General features: G+C 72.3%; 18 protein-coding genes. 8 read left to right on the forward strand and 10 right to left on the reverse strand.

Annotated features, from left to right (window positions below):
- Positions 1-36 precede the first annotated feature (36 nt).
- Positions 37-1,110, reverse strand: coding sequence for a MerR family transcriptional regulator (locus tag ACFYY1_RS38305; RefSeq protein WP_388594094.1), 1,074 nt, complete (start codon positions 1,108-1,110; stop codon positions 37-39).
- Positions 1,111-1,247: 137 nt separating this feature from the next.
- Between ACFYY1_RS38305 and ACFYY1_RS38310 the strand changes: the two genes are divergently transcribed.
- Positions 1,248-1,700, forward strand: a complete 453-nt coding sequence (locus ACFYY1_RS38310; RefSeq protein ID WP_388594096.1) for an SRPBCC family protein — start codon at positions 1,248-1,250, stop codon at positions 1,698-1,700.
- Positions 1,701-1,826: 126 nt separating this feature from the next.
- On the forward strand, positions 1,827-2,306 hold the full coding sequence (locus tag ACFYY1_RS38315) for an SRPBCC family protein (protein ID WP_388594099.1): 480 nt from the start codon (positions 1,827-1,829) through the stop codon (positions 2,304-2,306).
- 36 nt (positions 2,307-2,342) lie between these two features.
- Here ACFYY1_RS38315 and ACFYY1_RS38320 read toward each other — a convergent pair whose 3' ends face one another.
- Complete coding sequence (locus ACFYY1_RS38320) at positions 2,343-3,473, reverse strand: PLP-dependent cysteine synthase family protein (RefSeq protein ID WP_388594100.1); 1,131 nt, start codon at positions 3,471-3,473, stop codon at positions 2,343-2,345.
- Positions 3,474-3,678: 205 nt separating this feature from the next.
- Here ACFYY1_RS38320 and ACFYY1_RS38325 point away from each other — a divergent pair, with 205 nt between their 5' ends.
- On the forward strand, positions 3,679-3,996 hold the full coding sequence (locus tag ACFYY1_RS38325; protein WP_388594101.1) for a hypothetical protein: 318 nt from the start codon (positions 3,679-3,681) through the stop codon (positions 3,994-3,996).
- Between the two features lie 187 nt (positions 3,997-4,183).
- A complete protein-coding gene (locus tag ACFYY1_RS38330; RefSeq protein WP_388594103.1) occupies positions 4,184-4,705 on the forward strand; it encodes an ATP-binding protein in 522 nt (173 codons plus the stop codon).
- A 79-nt stretch (positions 4,706-4,784) separates the two neighbouring features.
- Here the strand turns inward: ACFYY1_RS38330 and ACFYY1_RS38335 are convergent, their stop codons facing one another.
- The 3 genes from ACFYY1_RS38335 to ACFYY1_RS38345 all read right to left on the reverse strand — a co-directional run bounded on the left by ACFYY1_RS38335 (position 4,785) and on the right by ACFYY1_RS38345 (position 6,631).
- On the reverse strand, positions 4,785-4,946 hold the full coding sequence (locus tag ACFYY1_RS38335; RefSeq protein WP_388594104.1) for a hypothetical protein: 162 nt from the start codon (positions 4,944-4,946) through the stop codon (positions 4,785-4,787).
- Positions 4,943-5,233 carry an SHOCT domain-containing protein gene (locus ACFYY1_RS38340; RefSeq protein ID WP_388594106.1) on the reverse strand — a complete coding sequence of 97 codons (291 nt, stop codon included), beginning with the start codon at positions 5,231-5,233 and terminating at the stop codon, positions 4,943-4,945. Before ACFYY1_RS38340 ends, ACFYY1_RS38335 begins: the two co-directional genes overlap by 4 nt.
- Before the next feature lie 183 nt (positions 5,234-5,416).
- Positions 5,417-6,631 (reverse strand): ROK family protein, encoded by a 1,215-nt coding sequence (locus ACFYY1_RS38345; protein ID WP_388594108.1) that lies wholly within the window; start codon positions 6,629-6,631, stop codon positions 5,417-5,419.
- A 108-nt stretch (positions 6,632-6,739) separates the two neighbouring features.
- Here ACFYY1_RS38345 and ACFYY1_RS38350 point away from each other — a divergent pair, with 108 nt between their 5' ends.
- Both ACFYY1_RS38350 and ACFYY1_RS38355 read left to right on the forward strand, forming a co-directional pair.
- Entirely contained in the window at positions 6,740-7,963 is a 1,224-nt protein-coding gene (locus tag ACFYY1_RS38350) for an MFS transporter (protein ID WP_388594110.1), read from the forward strand.
- A 43-nt stretch (positions 7,964-8,006) separates the two neighbouring features.
- Positions 8,007-8,804 (forward strand): maleylpyruvate isomerase family mycothiol-dependent enzyme, encoded by a 798-nt coding sequence (locus ACFYY1_RS38355; RefSeq protein WP_388594112.1) that lies wholly within the window; start codon positions 8,007-8,009, stop codon positions 8,802-8,804.
- 99 nt (positions 8,805-8,903) lie between these two features.
- On the opposite strand, the gene ACFYY1_RS38360 is transcribed toward ACFYY1_RS38355, so the two are convergent.
- A complete protein-coding gene (locus ACFYY1_RS38360) occupies positions 8,904-9,305 on the reverse strand; it encodes a MarR family winged helix-turn-helix transcriptional regulator (protein ID WP_388594114.1) in 402 nt (133 codons plus the stop codon).
- An 87-nt stretch (positions 9,306-9,392) separates the two neighbouring features.
- On the opposite strand from ACFYY1_RS38360, the gene ACFYY1_RS38365 reads away from it, so the two are divergent.
- Positions 9,393-10,898 (forward strand): MFS transporter, encoded by a 1,506-nt coding sequence (locus tag ACFYY1_RS38365; RefSeq protein ID WP_388594116.1) that lies wholly within the window; start codon positions 9,393-9,395, stop codon positions 10,896-10,898.
- A 99-nt stretch (positions 10,899-10,997) separates the two neighbouring features.
- On the opposite strand, the gene ACFYY1_RS38370 is transcribed toward ACFYY1_RS38365, so the two are convergent.
- The 3 genes from ACFYY1_RS38370 to ACFYY1_RS38380 all read right to left on the reverse strand — a co-directional run bounded on the left by ACFYY1_RS38370 (position 10,998) and on the right by ACFYY1_RS38380 (position 13,724).
- Positions 10,998-11,663 carry a response regulator gene (locus ACFYY1_RS38370; RefSeq protein ID WP_388594118.1) on the reverse strand — a complete coding sequence of 222 codons (666 nt, stop codon included), beginning with the start codon at positions 11,661-11,663 and terminating at the stop codon, positions 10,998-11,000.
- The gene (locus ACFYY1_RS38375; RefSeq protein WP_388594120.1) at positions 11,660-12,922 is read right to left on the reverse strand and encodes a sensor histidine kinase; all 1,263 of its coding nucleotides are present in this window, start codon (positions 12,920-12,922) and stop codon (positions 11,660-11,662) included. The genes ACFYY1_RS38370 and ACFYY1_RS38375 overlap by 4 nt, the downstream gene beginning before the upstream one ends.
- Positions 12,923-13,016: 94 nt before the next feature.
- Complete coding sequence (locus ACFYY1_RS38380) at positions 13,017-13,724, reverse strand: TetR/AcrR family transcriptional regulator (RefSeq protein ID WP_388594122.1); 708 nt, start codon at positions 13,722-13,724, stop codon at positions 13,017-13,019.
- 128 nt (positions 13,725-13,852) lie between these two features.
- Between ACFYY1_RS38380 and ACFYY1_RS38385 the strand changes: the two genes are divergently transcribed.
- Positions 13,853-14,305, forward strand: coding sequence for a nitroreductase family deazaflavin-dependent oxidoreductase (locus tag ACFYY1_RS38385; protein ID WP_388594124.1), 453 nt, complete (start codon positions 13,853-13,855; stop codon positions 14,303-14,305).
- A 99-nt stretch (positions 14,306-14,404) separates the two neighbouring features.
- Here ACFYY1_RS38385 and ACFYY1_RS38390 read toward each other — a convergent pair whose 3' ends face one another.
- Complete coding sequence (locus ACFYY1_RS38390; RefSeq protein ID WP_266735027.1) at positions 14,405-15,619, reverse strand: geranylgeranyl reductase family protein; 1,215 nt, start codon at positions 15,617-15,619, stop codon at positions 14,405-14,407.
- Between the last annotated feature and the right edge of the window lie 102 nt (positions 15,620-15,721).

A 15,721-nucleotide genomic window follows, 5' to 3' on the forward strand; every position in this document is an offset into this window, starting at 1 on the left:
TTCTCCTGAGGTGGTGAGGATGCGGTGCTGGGGAAATCAGCTGGAGGTGTCGAGGGCGACGGGCATGATCAGCGTGCTGAAGCTGCCCTGGTCTGCGGAACGCACCACGACAGGCCGGTCTGCGGCGGAGACCTCCAACAGAACGTCGGGCCCGACACTGGCCTCCAGCGCGGGGCCCAGGACGGCGGGGTCGAAACCGATCCGCTGGGGCAGGTCTTCATGGCAGACCGCAGGCAGGGTGACGGCGTCGGAGTGGTCGGCAAGCGAGACGACCAGCTCGTCGTCGGCGAAGCTCAGAGCGATACGTGCAGCGTCTGCGTGGCTGCTGACCGCCTCACGCAGAGCCAGGCGATCCACGATCACGCGGTATTCGGGCGGGGCCAGAGCCGAGAGCATCTCGCGGTAGGCAGGGAACAGGTCATCGATCGTCACCAGAACACGGGACTCTGCCGTACTGCGTGCGCGGGCGCCGTCCGGTCCGACCTGGATGGTGACCTCATGGACTCGCGCCGCCCATTGCCCGAACTCGATCAGGTCAGCCGCGTGCACCAGCAGGCGGCAGGGCCCTCCGTCGAGTGCCGCCGGCCTCAGGACGCGCATCGACAGGCGGTAGCGATCGGTAGCCACCAGACGCACCTCGCCGTCATCGATCTCGATGAGGACACAACCCAGCACAGGAAGTTCCGCGTCGGAAGCCGCGGCCGGCACCACCTGGCGTACTGCACTGGCCAACTCCACGCCGCCGATTCGCGCTTCCGTCATGCTGCCGGCAGTCGAGAAGGAACGTAGAACCACGGCGATGGCCGCCTCGGCCGTCTGCGTCTGGTCCCGCATCCTGTCCAAGTGCCGCTCCAGTACCTCTCGGCCCTCGCGCTCGGGCCCGTCGAGCACCACGGTGACCTCAGCCAGCGGCAGTCCCGCTTCTCGCAGACTGCGCAGGAGAGCGGCACGGGACTCCTGAGCAGGACTGTAAAAGCGGTATCCCGTCGCCCCATCAACCCACACCGGCCGCAGAACGCGGCAGTCGTCGTAGAAACGCAAGGCGCTCGGAGCGAGACCGACCCGCCGCGCGAAGGCGCTGATGCTCAGTAGTTCCGTGGTGCCGTCCATGGCCCCGATTGTCGACGTTCATCCAACTTGAAGGTCAACTCGCGCTTCGGCCGGGTTCCACGCCACCACCTGGCACAGGAGCTCCCCCAGCGTCAACCCCCGAAGGACTTCCGGAGCCGACCACTTAGGATCGTGCTGTGGCCGTCTTCCGGATCGAGCGCTTCACCTCCTTGCCCGCCGCCGAGTCCTGGCGCCGGGTGACGGACTGGGAACGGCACGCCGCGCACGTACCGCTGACCACGATCACCGTCCCCACGGGGCCGGCGACCGGCGTCGGAACCGTTTTCGTGGCGCGTACGGGCGTGGGGCCGCTGGCGTTCGACGACCCGATGGAAGTGGTGCGGTGGACGCCGCCCGCAGCCGGGCGCGCGGGGCTGTGCCGGCTGGAGAAGCGCGGTTCGCTGGTGCGGGGCCGGGCGTCGATCGATGTGTATCCGACGGATTCCGGTTCCCATGTGGTGTGGGTGGAGGAGCTGGGCGTGCGGCTGCTGCCGCGGTGGGGCGATCCGCTGATCGCCGGGGCGGGCCGCCGGGTCTTCGGCCGGGTGCTCGACGGCATGCTGGACCACCCGGAGCGACAACGTCCGTAGTCCGGGGCGGGGCCGTACCCGGACGCGCCCGGGTGCGGCGGCCGCACGGACCACGACATCTGATGGCACGTCAGCTATGGTGTGGCGCGGCCCCGTCCGCCGCCGACCGCACGGGAGGTGCGTTCCATGCCACGCCGACTCCGTTCCGTGGAGCTCGATTTCGTCGATTCCGCTCCGCTGCGACTGGTCTTCGCCGCCGAGGTGTCCGCGGCTCCCGAGGAGGTCTACCGGGCGCTCGCCGACGATGTGCCGGGCTGGCCGGGCTGGTTCACGGCGGTGACGTCCGCCCGGCCCACCGAGGACGGCGCGGGCCGTGAGGTGCGGCTCAAGGGCGGCTTCGTGATCCAGGAGACGATCATGGCGGCGGAGCCCGGCAGACGGTACGCCTACCGGGCCGACCGGACCAACGCCCCCGGCATGCGGGCCCTGCTGGAGGAATGGCGGCTCGCCCCGGCCGGGACCGGGACGCTGGTGCGGTGGACGTTCGCCGCCGACGGTTCCGCCCCGTTCCGGTTCACCCTGCGGCTGGCCCGGTCGGGGGTGGGCCGGTCCTTCCGGGACGCGGTCCGCGAGCTCGACCGGCGGCTGACCGGGTCCGCGGCCTGAGACCGCCGCGCCGCGCGCCCCGTTCCGCGCCGGTGGTCAGGGCCAGTTGCCGTCGGCCAGGAAGGATTCGATCGTCGCCGCGTACGGGGCGATGTCCAGGCCCTGCGCGGCGAGCCAGCTGTCGGAGTAGTACTTGTCGAGGTAGCGGTCGCCCGGGTCGCAGATCAGGGTGACGACGCTGCCCGTGCTGCCCTGCTCGACCATCTCGGCGACCAGTTTGAACGCGCTCCACAGCCCGGTGCCGGTGGAGCCGCCGGCCTTGCGGCCGATGGCCTGCTCCAGGGCGCGCACGGCCGCGACGCTGGCCGCGTCCGGCACCTTCATCATCCGGTCGATGGCCCCGGGCACGAAGCTCGGCTCCATCCGGGGCCTGCCGATGCCCTCGATCCGGGAGCCGCAGTCGCTGGTGGCCAGGGGATTGTGCTGGGTCCAGCCGTCGAAGAAGCAGGAGTTCTCCGGGTCGGGCACACAGATCCGGGTGTCGAACTGCATGTAGTGCACATAGCGGGCGATGGTCGCCGAGGTGCCGCCGGTGCCCGCCGTGGCGACGATCCACGTCGGCTCCGGATAGCGCTCCAGTCCCAGCTGCTGGTAGATCGACTCGGCGATGTTGTTGTTGCCGCGCCAGTCGGTGGCCCGCTCGGCGTAGGTGAACTGGTCCATGTAGTGGCCGCCGGTCTCCGCGGCGAGCATGGCGGACTCCTCGTACATCTTCCGCGAGTCGTCGACGAAATGACATCGGCCGCCGTGGAATTCGATCAGCCGGCACTTCTCGGGGCTGGTGGTGCGGGGCATCACGGCGATGAACGGCACACCGATCAGCTTGGCGAAGTACGCCTCCGAGACGGCCGTCGAACCGCTGGACGCCTCGATCACCGGCTTGCCCGGCCGGATCCAGCCGTTGCAGAGCCCGTAGAGGAAGAGCGAACGGGCCAGCCGGTGCTTGAGGCTCCCGGTGGGATGCGTCGACTCGTCCTTGAGGTAGAGGTCGATGCCCCACGCCTCGGGCAGCGGGAAGCGCAGCAGATGGGTGTCGGCGGAGCGGTTGGCGTCGGCCTGGACCTTGCGGACCGCCTCCTTGAGCCAGGCCCGGTACCCGGGATCGGAGCGGTCGATGTCGATCGTCGCAGCGGCCCGGCCCTCGCCGCCGTGCTTCTCGGTGTCCATCAGCGCGTTCCTCCTCGTGTCGCCATCACTCCACCGACAACGGTATTCCCCCCACCTGCACAAACGTTCACTTTGATGCTCCATAGCCCTGCCTTGGCGTCAAGGGGCCCGGAGCCCCGGCACCGGACCGGCACGCGGCCTGGCGTGCCGGTCCAGGTTTGTGCAGACTTCCCATCAGAAGTGTCACGAAGGGGGCGAAGCAGCCATGCCGGAAACGGAGTTCAGTGCGACGGGGGTACGGATCGAGCGGTGGGCCCGCTCGCTCACCAGGGCCGGGCAGGTGATCGTCAAGGACGGCAGGCTGGCCCTGCTGACCAGCAACGGGCGGGAGATCGACAGCGCCCCGGTGGTGACGGTGAGTGCGGGCAGGCCGTGGTTCGCCGGAGCCGGCGCGGCCGTGGCCCGCCTCAACGGGACGCGGTACCGGCTGACGATGGGGCAGCGCAATCACGGTCCGGACCGGGGCGGGCCGGCCCACCGGTTCCTCGAAACGCTGCGCAGCGCGGGCGGACGGATGACCTGAGACGGGCGGACCTCGCCGGGCCACCGCGAGTTGCGGAGCCGTGACCCCTGGGCGACATTGGACACGTCACTCATGGTTCACCGGCGGTGACACTGAGATCCACGCCGCCGGGTCCGGATCAGCGGCCGGCCGGCCGCGGGATCCGTTCCTCCGTCTTCTTCCGGACCTATTTCGGGGAGTCGCAGCCGTGATCAGCGAGCCAAGCAGGCACTGCACGGTGGAGCTCCAGGCCCTGCCGTCGCGGATCGGTCAGGTCCGCAGAATCGTCTCGGCGCAGTTGCGCTACTGGCATCTCGATCCCCTGATCGACCAGGCCGCGCTCGGCGTCACCGAACTGCTGACCAATGTCCACCGGCATGCCCAGCCGGACAAATCATGCACCGTCGAGATCGAGTTGCTGCTCGAACGGCTCACGGTGTCCGTCCACGACCACGACCCACGGCTGCCGACCGTGCGTGAGCCCAGCTCGTCCAGCACCTCGGGGCGCGGACTCGCACTGATCGCCGCGGTCAGCGAGAGCTGGGGGGTCCGTCCGAGGGGCGGGGCCGGGAAGGTCGTCTGGTTCACCCTTCCGGCGCCTCCGCGCAGCGCGGCGCTCGCCCCGCATCCGGTGTACGGGGCCACCACCGACGGGCCGTTCGAGCCGGACCCCGTCATGTACCCGGAGAGCGGCACGCCTTCCGCCGCGCGGTCGGCGGTGGTCGGCTGATCCGCCGGGCCCGGGGCGGGGAGACCGTGACGTGACGGGAGGGGCGGGGCGCCGGAGCGCCCCACCCCTCCTCGTCGCGCTACCGGGCGGCGACCGCGTGGAGCACGTTCAGCCGTGCGGCCCGGTGGACGGGGCGCAGGTCGCGTCCCGGCGGCCTCGGTGGTGGAGAGGGCGATCCCGCCCGTGCCCAGCCCCGTGAGCGAGCCGTCGAGCCGGGTTCGGAGGTGGGGGTGGTGGTCATGCCGGGCCTCCTCCGCTGCCGCGGCCGAACTGTTCGTCCAGGACGGAGAGCCGGCGCCAGTACTCGTCCTCGTCGATCTCGCCGGCGGCGAAGCGCTTGCCGAGCAGGTTGATCGGCGACGGTTCGGCAGGGGCTTCCGGGGTGGTGCGGGCCTGCCAGGGGCCTCGCCGGCCACGCCACGCGGTGCGGCGCAGCAGGGTGACGCCGCCGATGACGACGGCCGCCCAGAAGAGCGGGAAGAGGAGGATCCAGGGCCCGGGGCCACCGCTGTACGCCAGGGTGTTCATCTCGGTCGACTCCCTCGGTTCAGGGGTTCGTGGTCAGGTTTTCCTGACGCTTCCGAGCCTCGCCGGAAGAGGCGTCCGAGTCGTCGTACGGCCGGCGGCCGTGCGCGTACCCCCGCGGGAGTACGCGCCGTCGCGGCTGCTCCCGAGGGTGACGGCGGCCGAGGCCCCACGGGTCCGTCCCCGTCAGGCCAGCGCGGCCAGCGGATCGTCCAGCACCGGCTGCCAGGCCAGTTCGGCCGCGCCCACCAGGCTGTTGTGGTCGAGCGAGCACGGCAGGATGGGGACGCTGCCGCTCCGCCCCCACAGGCTGCGGTCGGCGACCACCGCGCGCAGCCGCTCCGGGTCCGCGTCGAGCAGGGCGCGGTGGAGTCCGCCGAGGATGATGCGGTCCGGGTTGAGGATGTTGACCAGGCCGGCCAGCCCGAGGCCGAGCCGGTCGATCAGCTCCTCGGCCGCGCCCCGTACCGCGGCGTCCTCGTACTCCGTGCGCAGCAGGTCGCCGGCCTGCTTGAGCAGCGACTCCTCCGGGCCGGGTTCGCGGCGGGCGGCGACGAGGAAGGCCAGCGGGTCGGTCTCGACGTCCAGGCAGCCGCGCCCGCCGCAGTGGCAGGGGCGCCCCTCGGGATTGACCGTGAGGTGGCCCACCTCCAGCGCGAGTCCCGAACTCCCGGTGTGCAGGCGGCCGTCGAGGACGAGCGCGCCGCCCACTCCCCGGTGGCCGGTGGCCACGCAGAGCAGATGCTGGGCGCCGCGGCCGGCTCCGTGCCGGTGTTCGGCGAGCGCGGCGAGGTTGACGTCGTTCCCGGTGAACGCCGGTCCGGGGATGCCCGCTCCGCGTACGCATTCGGCGAAGATCTCGCTCACCGGGGCGCCGGCCTTCCAGGCGATGTGCAGCGGGTTGAGCGCGGTGCCCTCCGGTTCGGCCACCGCCGACGGCACCGCGAGCCCCGCCCCGACGCAGCGCAGTCCGCTGTCCCGCAGCAACCGGGCACAGTCGTCGACCACTTCACCGATGACCTGGGCCGGGTCGGCCGTGACGGTGACGCGGCCGGGAGCGGTGGCCACCAGCCGCCCGCCCAGTGCGACGAGCGCGGCACGGAATCCGTCGGCGTGCACCTGGGCGGCGATGACGACGGGGCCGGACTCCCGTACGGACAGCCGGTGCGAGGGGCGGCCCTGCGATCCGGCGGCGGAACCGGGCCGGGAGTCGACCCGGATCAGGCCGAGCGCCTCCAGTTCCGCGGCGACCGCACCGGCCGTCGCCCGGGTGACCCCGAGCTCGGAGGTGAGGACGGAGCGGGTGGGCGCACGTCCGGTATGGACCAGTTCCAGCGCGGGTCCGAGCGCGCTGCGGCCCCTCTCCAACTTTGTCCGGGTGGTGGACACCTTGCCGTTCATGGGGGCGAGTCTCCCACGGTCCGGGGGTACGGCCGACGCCCCGGTGGCCCGGCTCCGCCCCTGCCGACCGTCTTGCGTCCATTGTCGCCGCGCCCCTATGCTGAGTTTGTGCCGCAACTAAACAAACTGCGGACGGCCCTACCGGGGGGACCGGGCGGAAACACCGCCGCACCTCCGTCGGCCCGCCTCCGTACCGCCCTGACCGTGTTCTTCGCCCTCGACGGCTTCCTCTTCGCCGGCTGGGTGGTCCGCATCCCGGCCATCAAGCACCAGACCGGTGCCTCCGCCGCCACCCTGGGCCTCGCGCTGCTCGGGGTCTCCGCCGGGGCCGTGCTGACCATGGTGTTCACCGGCCGGTTGTGCCGGCGCTTCGGCAGCCATCCGGTGACCGTGGCCTCGGGCGTCCTGCTCTCCCTCGCCATCGCCCTTCCCGCGCAGACGCGTTCGGCCCCGGCGCTCGGCATGGTCCTGCTGGTCTTCGGTGCCGCGTACGGCGGGATGAACGTGGCGATGAACAGCGCCGCGGTCGACCTGGTCGCCGTGCTGAGGCGCCCCGTGATGCCCGGCTTCCATGCCGCCTTCAGCCTCGGCGGCATGGTCGGCGCCGGGCTCGGCGGGCTGGTCGCGGGCGGCCTCTCCCCCGCCGCCCATCTGCTCGCCCTCACCGGGGCCGGGCTCCTGGTCACCGCGGTGGCCGGGCCGGTGCTGCTGCGTCACCCGGCGCCCCGGCCCGCGGTCCGGGCACCGGGCGCCGAGGCACCCCGGCGGCCGAGCCTGAGGGCCCGTCGGCTGGTGCTCCTGTTCGGCCTGATCGCGCTCTGCACCGCGTACGGCGAGGGCGCGCTGGCCGACTGGGGCGCACTCCACCTGGAGCAGGACCTGCACGCCCACCCCGGCGTCGCGGCCGCCGGCTACTCCCTGTTCGCGCTGGCCATGACGGCGGGCCGGCTCAGCGGCACGGCCCTGCTCGAACGGCTCGGCCAGACCCGCACCCTCGTCCTGGGCGGTGCGACGGCAACCGCCGGGATGCTGCTCGGTTCGCTCGCCCCCAGCACGTGGGCGGCCCTGCTGGGCTTCGCGGTCACCGGGCTCGGCCTGGCCAACATCTTCCCGGTCGCGGTCGGCCGGGCCGGTGAGCTGGCCGGGGCCGGCGGGGTGGCCGCCGCTTCGACGCTCGGCTACGGCGGGATGCTGCTCGGGCCGCCCGCGATCGGCTTCCTGGCCGACTGGTCCTCGCTCCCGGTGGCCCTCACCACGGTGGCGCTGCTGGCCACCGCGGCCGCGGCGCTGGGGTACGGAGCACGCAACGCGACCCATGCGCCGGCGACCTGACCCGGCCGGGACAGGAGCCCGGACCCCTGGCACAATCGGGGCCATGGAGATCACGGACCACATCAAGTCCCTGGCCGCCGCAGGACAGTTGCTGGCATCCGCCGCGCAGGAGGCGGGGACCGGCACCCCGGTGCCGACGTGTCCTCAGTGGCTGGTGCGTGATCTGCTGCGGCACACCGGGATGGTGCACCGCTGGGCCACCGCGTTCGTCGCCGAGGGCCACACCTCGTACCACCCCGACGGCGGGGAACCCGATCTGGACGGGCCGGAACTGATCGACTGGTTCCGCGAGGGCCACGGCCTCCTGGTGGACGCCCTGGACGCCGCACCGGCCGGGCTGGAGTGCTGGAGCTTCCTGCCCGCGCCGTCGCCCCTGGCCTTCTGGGCCCGGCGCCAGGCGCACGAGACCACGATCCATCGGGTGGACGCGGAGTCGGCGCTGGGCGGGCGGCCGTCGCCGGTCCCGGCCGCTCTCGCGGTGGACGGGATCGACGAGTTGCTGCTCGGGTTCCACGCCCGCCCGAAGAGCCAGGTACGCACCTCGGCGCCGCGCACCCTCCGGATCCGCGCCACGGACGCCGACGCCTGCTGGACCGTACACCTCTCGCCGGAGCCGCCACGGGCCGTACGGACGGGCGCGGAAGCCGGAGAGGGTTCCGAAGAAGGGCTCGTGGACTGCGAGTTGACCGCTTCGGCCGAAGAGCTCTACCTGACGCTCTGGAACCGGCTGCCGCTCGCCGCCGTCACCGTGACGGGCGACCCGGAGCCCGCCCGGATCTGGCGCGAGAACTCCGCGGTCAACTGGTCCGGACCGCCGAGGACGCCCGCGACCGGGGCGTAGCCACAGCCGAGAACCCGTCCGGCTCGGCGGCCCGTTCCCTCTCCCCCGCACGTTCCTTCGCCGTACCCACAACTCCCCCGGCACGGTCGGGCGCCGCGCTCACCGACCCGGCTCGTCCAGCATCCGGGCGAGCACCGACCTCTGCAGGGGCTTCACCTCGGCGTGGCGTTCCCGCCCCTTCGCGGTCAGCTCCACCTGGACGCCCCGCCGGTCCTCGCTGCACATCCCCCGGCGCACCAGGTCGTCCTTCTCCAGCCGTGCCACCAGGCGGGACAGCGCGCTCTGGCTGAGGTGGACGCGGGAGGCCAGCTCCTGCATGCGATAGGCGCAGCCGCCCTCTTCGGACGCCCCCTCCGCCAGGACGTCGAGCACCTCGAAATCGCTGGCGCCGAGGCCGTGCCGGTGCAGCTCGCGGTCGAGCTCGCAGAGAGTCCTGGCGTGCAGCGCGAGGATGTCCCGCCACTCGTCGACGAGCACCCGCTCGGACTTGTTCGCTGCCATGACCGCACGTTAGCAGAGACGACACCCTTTGTTGCATCGTCATTAAATGCACTTGCATTCAATGCATGTGCATGTACTGTGCTGCGCATGACCACTCCGCTCAACGTCCCCGATTCCCATGCGCGTTGGAGCCCGCGCCTGTGGGGCACGCTCCTCGTGCTCTGCGCCGCGATGTTCCTGGACGCCCTCGACGTCTCCATGGTCGGGGTCGCGCTGCCGTCCATCGCCGACGATCTCGGACTGACCACCTCGACCCTCCAGTGGATCGTCAGCGGCTACATCCTCGGCTACGGCGGCCTGCTGCTCCTCGGTGGCCGGGCGGCCGATCTGCTGGGCAGGCGCCAGGTCTTCCTGATCGCGCTCGGCGTCTTCGCCCTCGCCTCGCTGCTCGGCGGCTTCGTCGACTCCGGACCGCTGCTGATCGCCAGTCGCTTCATCAAGGGACTGAGCGCCGCCTTCACCGCGCCGGCCGGGCTGTCGATCATCACCACCACGTTCAAGGAGGGACCGCAGCGCAATCGCGCCCTGTCCATCTACACCACCTGCGCCGCCACCGGTTTCTCCATGGGCCTGGTCCTCTCGGGCCTGCTCACCCAGCTGTCCTGGCGGTGGACGATGCTGCTGCCCGCCCCGGTCGCCCTGATCGCCCTCGTCGCGGGTCTCAGGCTGATCCCGCACAGCGAGCGCGAGGACACCCACCGCGGCTACGACCTGCCGGGCGCCGTCACCGGCACGGGCGCCATGCTGCTGCTGGTGTTCACGGTCGTGCAGGCACCCGAGGCCGGCTGGACCTCCGCCCGCACCCTGCTGTCGTTCCTCGCCGTCGCCGCACTGCTGACCGTCTTCGTCACCATCGAGCGGCGCACCGCGAATCCGCTGATCCGCCTCGGGGTGCTGCGCTCCGGGAGCCAGGTCAGGGCACAGCTGGGCGCCGCGGCGTTCTTCGGGAGCTACGTGGGCTTCCAGTTCCTGGTCACCCAGTACATGCAGTCGCTGCTCGGCTGGTCCGCGCTGGAGACCGCGCTGGCCTTCCTGCCCGCGGGGGTGCTGGTCGCCCTCTCCTCCACGAAGATCGGTGATGTGGTCGACCGGTTCGGGACACCGCGCGTCATCGCGGCCGGGTTCACGTTCCTCGTCATCGGCTACGCGCTCTTCCTGCGGATCACCCTCACCCCGTCGTACGCCGTGGTGATCCTGCCGTCCATGCTGCTGCTCGGCGCGGCCTGCGCGCTGACCTTCCCCTCGCTCAACATCCAGGCCACCAACGGGGTGGACGACGACGAGCAGGGCATGGTGTCGGGCCTGCTGAACACCTCGATCCAGGTCGGCGGGGCGATCTTCCTGGCGGTCGTGACGGCGGTGATCACGGCGCACGGCAGCGGCGACGGTTCGCGCCAGGCGGTCCTGGACAGCTACCGGCCCGGCCTGGCCGTGGTGACCGCGGTCGCGGTCGCCGGTCTGCTGGTCACGCTCCCCGGCCTGCGACGCCGAAGGCCCGTACAGCACACCGTGCTGGTCGCGTCGTCGGAGACGGACCGCGCGGCCGGGGCCGGGACGACGGCCCCCGCACAGAAGGTGTCCGTGCGGGACTGACCACCGGGCGAGGGGGACGGTGCGGTGTCCGGCCGGGGCGGTCGCCCGTCGGCCGGGCACCGCGCCGGAGCACTGCCACGGGTTCCGGCCGCGCCCGGGTCAGCCGAGCCAGCCCGGCCGCACCAGCCCCGACTCGTAGGCGAGCACGACGAGCTGGGCCCGATCGCGGGCACCCAGCTTCACCATGGTGCGGCTGACGTGGGTCTTGGCGGTGAGGGGGCTGACGACGAGGCGCCTGGCGATCTCCTCGTTGGAGAGCCCTATGCCGACGAGCGCCATCACCTCCCGCTCCCGTTCGGTGAGTCCGCCCAGTCCGGCCGATGCCGCGGGCTCCTTGGAACGGGCCGCGAACTCGGCGATCAGGCGCCGGGTGACTCCTGGCGAGAGCAGCGCGTCCCCGCCCACCACCGCCCGTACGGCGCGCAGCAGTTCGTCCGGCTCGGTGTCCTTGACGAGGAAGCCGGAGGCCCCGGACCGGATCGCCTCGAAGACGTACTCGTCGAGCTCGAAGGTGGTGAGCATGACCACCCGGACCCCGTCCAGCCGGGCGTCCCCGGTGATGGCGCGAGTCGCGGCCAGGCCGTCCAGACGCGGCATCCGGATGTCCATCAGCACGATGTCGGGACGCAGTTCACCCACCAGGCGCACGGCTTCCGCGCCGTCGGCGGCCTCCCCGGCCACCTCGATGTCGGGCTGGGCGTCGAGCAGGGCCCGGAAGCCCGCCCGGACCAGCGACTGGTCGTCGGCGAGCAGTACGCGGATCACGGTGTCTCCTCCTCGTGTGCCGCCGTGCCGGACGCACCGGTGGGCAGCGGAAGCTCGGCGCGCACCCGGAAGCCGCCGTCGGCCCGGGGGCCCGCCTCGATCGTGCCACCGAGCGCGGCGGCCCGTTCCCGCATTCCCGCCAGCCCGTTGCCGCTGCCTCCGGCGTCGCCGCCGGTGGCGGGCCCCTCGTCGTCGATACGGAGCCGGATGCCGCCCGGCCCGTAGCCGATCCGGACCCGCGCGGTACGCGATCCGGAGTGCCGGACCACGTTGGTCAGTGCCTCCTGCACGATACGGAAGGCGGCGAGGTCCGCGCCGGGCGGCACCGCCGGCCGTTCGCCCTCGGTCTCGACGGTGACGGTCAGTCCGGTGCTCGCCGCCTGCTCGACGAGCTCGGGGAGCCGGTCGAGTCCGGGGGCCGGGGCCCTGGGGGCGTCTCCGGGGCCACGCAGGGTGTCGAGTACCTGACGGACCTCGCCCAGCGCCTCCTTGCTGGCGGCCTTGATGGTGGTCAGCGCCGCGCGCGCCTGCTCGGGATCGGAGTCCAGCAGCGCGAGTCCCACGCTCGACTGGACGTTGATGACGGAGATGCTGTGGGCCAGGACGTCATGGAGTTCGCGCGCCATCCGCAGCCGTTCCTCATCGGCCCGGCGCTGCTCCGCCGCCTCCCGTTCCGCCCGCCGGTCCGCCCACTGCTCACGGCGTACGCGGACGAACTCGGCGGCGGCGATGATGGCCACCACCCAGGCGGCGATGCCCAGTTCCTGTCCCCAGGCGGCGGGATGGTCGTCCGTGGGCGGCAGCCACCGGTAGAGCCAGTGCGCCACCAGGACGTGTCCCAGCCACACCATGCCGACGGCCGACCAGGCGGCCCGCCGGTGCCCCGAGACGACCGCGCTGAAGCAGCCCACGGCGACGGCCAGGAAGACCGGCCCGTACGGATAGCCGGCCGCCAGATAGATCAGCGCCGCGGCCGAACTGCCGAAGACGGCCGCCACGGGGTGCCGGTGGCGCACCAGGAGCACGGCCACGGCCAGGAAGAGCAGGAGCCGGGCGAAGAGGTCCAGCGGGGCCCGCTCGTCCATCTGCCCCCGGGCCGCGATGGTCGAGCCGATCATGACGACGGCACCGATCAGGATCGTCGACGGCCAGGGCAGCCGGGTGGCGGACCGTCCCGGCGCCCCGGTCAGCCACCGCGGCGGCTCGCCGTGCGCCCAGGGGGGACCGCCGCCGCTTGCGTGTGAGCGCTGGTCTTCCATGCCGGCCACGCTAGACCGCGGGCCGCGCCCGGGGCGTCAGCCGGACGTGGTGCTCACCCGTACTCCCCGGGGAGTACGTCGTACGGGAGAGTCCTCAGCCGTTCCCTCCGGCGGACAGGCCGACCGTCCGGGCCATCTCGGTGACGGCCTCCCGGAAGAAGGCGTCCCGGACCTCCACCACCCGGTGGAACTGGCCGAAGATCTCGAAGGAGATCAGCCCGAACAGCTGCGCCCAGGCGGCGATCAGCGGGACGGCGGCCTCCACGGGAAGGTCCGGGGCGAATTCGGTGACCATCCGCGCGGCCTCGTCGCGCAGATCGTCGGCGAGCGGCGGCAGGGCCAGGCCGTCCGCGCGGTGGGCGTCCGCGACCACGGCGATCAGGACGAAGCCGACGCGGGAGGCGGGGCCGACCGTCGCCTGCGGTGCGGTGTAGCCGGGCACGGGCGAGCCGTAGATCAGGGCGTACTCGTGGGGGTGGGCGAGGGCCCACTCGCGCACGGCGCGGGTGACCGCGATCCAGCGCGCGAGAGGGGTGGCGGCCTCGGCACCGGCGGTGCGGTGGGCGGCCTCGGCGGCCTCGCCGACGGAGTCGTACGCGTCGACGATCAGGGCGGTGAGCAACTCGTCCCGGCTGGGGAAGTAGCGGTAGAGGGCGGAGGACGCCATGCCGAGCTCCCGCGCCACGGCGCGCAGCGACAGCTTCGCGGCGCCCTCGGCCGCGAGCTGTTTCCTCGCCTCGTCCTTGATGGCGGCGGTGACCTCGATACGGGCCCGTTCCCTGGCTCCTCGGACAGTGCTCATGGGCAGCAGTCTGCCACGGAAGCAGAGCACCGACCAACAACGAGAGCAGTGCTCTTGCTTTTGAGCACCCATTCCGTGCACACTGATCTCAAGCGAGAGCACCGCTCTCAAAACCTTGGGGAGTCACCATGTCTCAGCCGTACTACCTCCGCGGCAGCGCCCTCAACGTCCGGATGAACGGCATCGTGGGATGGCTCGCCCGCCACGGCTTCAGCATGTTCGGGTCGGCCGAGATGTCCGTGCGCGGCCGCAAGAGCGGGCAGCTGCAGCGCATCCCCGTGAACCCCCACACCCATGAGGGCACGCAGTACCTCGTCTCCGCCCGGGGCCACTCCCAGTGGGTGCGCAACATGCGGGCCGCGGGCGGCGGCGAGCTGCGGGTGGGCCGGAAGGTCCGGGCCTTCACCGCCGTGGAGATCCCGGACGACGAGCAGAAGTCGCTGATCATCCGCACCTACCTGGAGCGGTGGGGCTGGGAGGTCAAGGACTACTTCCAGGGCGTCACCGCGAAGTCCTCGGACGCCGAACTGCTGGCGGCCTGCCCGGACCACCCCGTGTTCCGGATCGCCGTGGAGCGCTGACCGTGCGGCCGGCGCCGCCCGGCGCTCGACGGGACTTCGCGGACGAGGCCGGGGGCCCGTCCGGACCCGGTCCGCCGGACAGGCCCTGCGGGACGGCCCTCAGCGGTCCATCGCGTTCAGCGCCCGCTGTGCCAGCGGATGCGTACGGACCAGCTCGCCGAGCGAGGTCGTGCCGCGGGTGATGCCCGCGAACGCGTTCCAGGCCGGGCGGAATCCCGTCAGCACCGCGTGCAGCACCCCCGGACGGCGCTCGAACAGCTTCAGCATGCGCCGCCCGACACCCATCTCGACGCCGAGCCCCGCCTTGATGGCGAACGCGTAGTTCAGCGCCTGGCGCCGGGCGTCCACCGCGTCGTGCGACTCCGCGATCCGGACCGCCCACTCACCGGCCAGCCGCCCCGACCGCAGCGCGAAGGAGATCCCCTCGCGGGTCCACGGCTCCAGCAGCCCCGCCGCGTCGCCGCACACCAGCACCCGCCCGCGGGACAGCGGCGAGTCGTCGCTGCGGCAGCGCGTCAGATGGCCGGAGGAGATCTTCGGCTCGAAGCCGGCCAGGCCGAGCCGGGCGATGAAGTCCTCCAGGTACCGCTTGGTTCCCGCCCCGTCGCCCCGCGCCGAGATCACACCGACCGTCAGGACATCGCCCTTGGGGAACACCCAGCCGTAACTGCCGGGCATGGGGCCCCAGTCGATGAGCACCCGCCCCGCCCAGTCCTCCGCGACCGTGGCCGGGACCGGGATCTCCGCCTCCAGGCCGAGGTCCACCTGGTCGAGCTTCACCCCGACATGAGCCCCTATCCGCCCCGCGCTGCCGTCGGCACCGACGACCGCGCGGGCCAGGACCGTCTCGCCGCCGGACAGCACCACGGCGACCGTGCGCCGGTCGGGCACCGAGGCGCCGTGCTGCTCGACCCGCATCACCGTCGCGCCGGTGCGGAGTTCGGCGCCCGCCTTCTGCGCCTCCTCGACCAGACCCGCGTCGAACTCCGGGCGGTTGATGAGCCCGAAGAGCATCCGCTTGGAGCGCCGGGTCCGCGCCAGCCTGCCGTTGAGCGAGAACGTGACCGCGTGGATCCGGTCCCGCAGCGGCAGTTCGAACCCGGGCGGCAGCGAATCACGCGAAAACCCGATGATGCCGCCGCCACATGTCTTGTACCGGGGAAGCTCCGCCTTCTCCAGGAGCAGCACCCGCCGGCCGGCTACCGCGGCCGCATAGGCCGCGGAGGCTCCGGCCGGTCCACCACCGACTACGACGACATCCCACACGGACGACTCTTCGTGCTCCTGTACGGCGTCTGCGTTCTCGCTGCTCACGATGTGCTTCTGCTCCCGATCCCACCAGTGGCCCATGCTGCTCACGGCATCCTACGGCGCGTTGCCCCCGGCCCCCGCTGTGGGAGGATCGACCGTACGTTC

This window comes from Streptomyces sp. NPDC001890 (assembly GCF_042891445.1).
In the GTDB taxonomy this organism is placed as follows: domain Bacteria; phylum Actinomycetota; class Actinomycetes; order Streptomycetales; family Streptomycetaceae; genus Streptomyces.

Excerpts from the sequence above, each read along its gene's own strand:
- ACFYY1_RS38385 (WP_388594124.1), top strand. The coding sequence starts at position 13,853 with ATGTCTCAGCCGTACTACCTCCGCGGCAGCGCCCTCAACGTCCGGATG.
- ACFYY1_RS38320 (WP_388594100.1), bottom strand. The coding sequence starts at position 3,473 with ATGGACACCGAGAAGCACGGCGGCGAGGGCCGGGCCGCTGCGACGATC.
- ACFYY1_RS38315 (WP_388594099.1), top strand. The coding sequence starts at position 1,827 with ATGCCACGCCGACTCCGTTCCGTGGAGCTCGATTTCGTCGATTCCGCT.
- ACFYY1_RS38305 (WP_388594094.1), bottom strand. The coding sequence starts at position 1,110 with ATGGACGGCACCACGGAACTACTGAGCATCAGCGCCTTCGCGCGGCGG.
- ACFYY1_RS38345 (WP_388594108.1), bottom strand. The coding sequence starts at position 6,631 with ATGAACGGCAAGGTGTCCACCACCCGGACAAAGTTGGAGAGGGGCCGC.
- ACFYY1_RS38380 (WP_388594122.1), bottom strand. The coding sequence starts at position 13,724 with ATGAGCACTGTCCGAGGAGCCAGGGAACGGGCCCGTATCGAGGTCACC.
- ACFYY1_RS38355 (WP_388594112.1), top strand. The coding sequence starts at position 8,007 with ATGGAGATCACGGACCACATCAAGTCCCTGGCCGCCGCAGGACAGTTG.
- ACFYY1_RS38360 (WP_388594114.1), bottom strand. The coding sequence starts at position 9,305 with ATGGCAGCGAACAAGTCCGAGCGGGTGCTCGTCGACGAGTGGCGGGAC.
- ACFYY1_RS38375 (WP_388594120.1), bottom strand. The coding sequence starts at position 12,922 with ATGGAAGACCAGCGCTCACACGCAAGCGGCGGCGGTCCCCCCTGGGCG.
- ACFYY1_RS38340 (WP_388594106.1), bottom strand. The coding sequence starts at position 5,233 with ATGAACACCCTGGCGTACAGCGGTGGCCCCGGGCCCTGGATCCTCCTC.
- ACFYY1_RS38335 (WP_388594104.1), bottom strand. The coding sequence starts at position 4,946 with ATGACCACCACCCCCACCTCCGAACCCGGCTCGACGGCTCGCTCACGG.
- ACFYY1_RS38325 (WP_388594101.1), top strand. The coding sequence starts at position 3,679 with ATGCCGGAAACGGAGTTCAGTGCGACGGGGGTACGGATCGAGCGGTGG.
- ACFYY1_RS38365 (WP_388594116.1), top strand. The coding sequence starts at position 9,393 with ATGACCACTCCGCTCAACGTCCCCGATTCCCATGCGCGTTGGAGCCCG.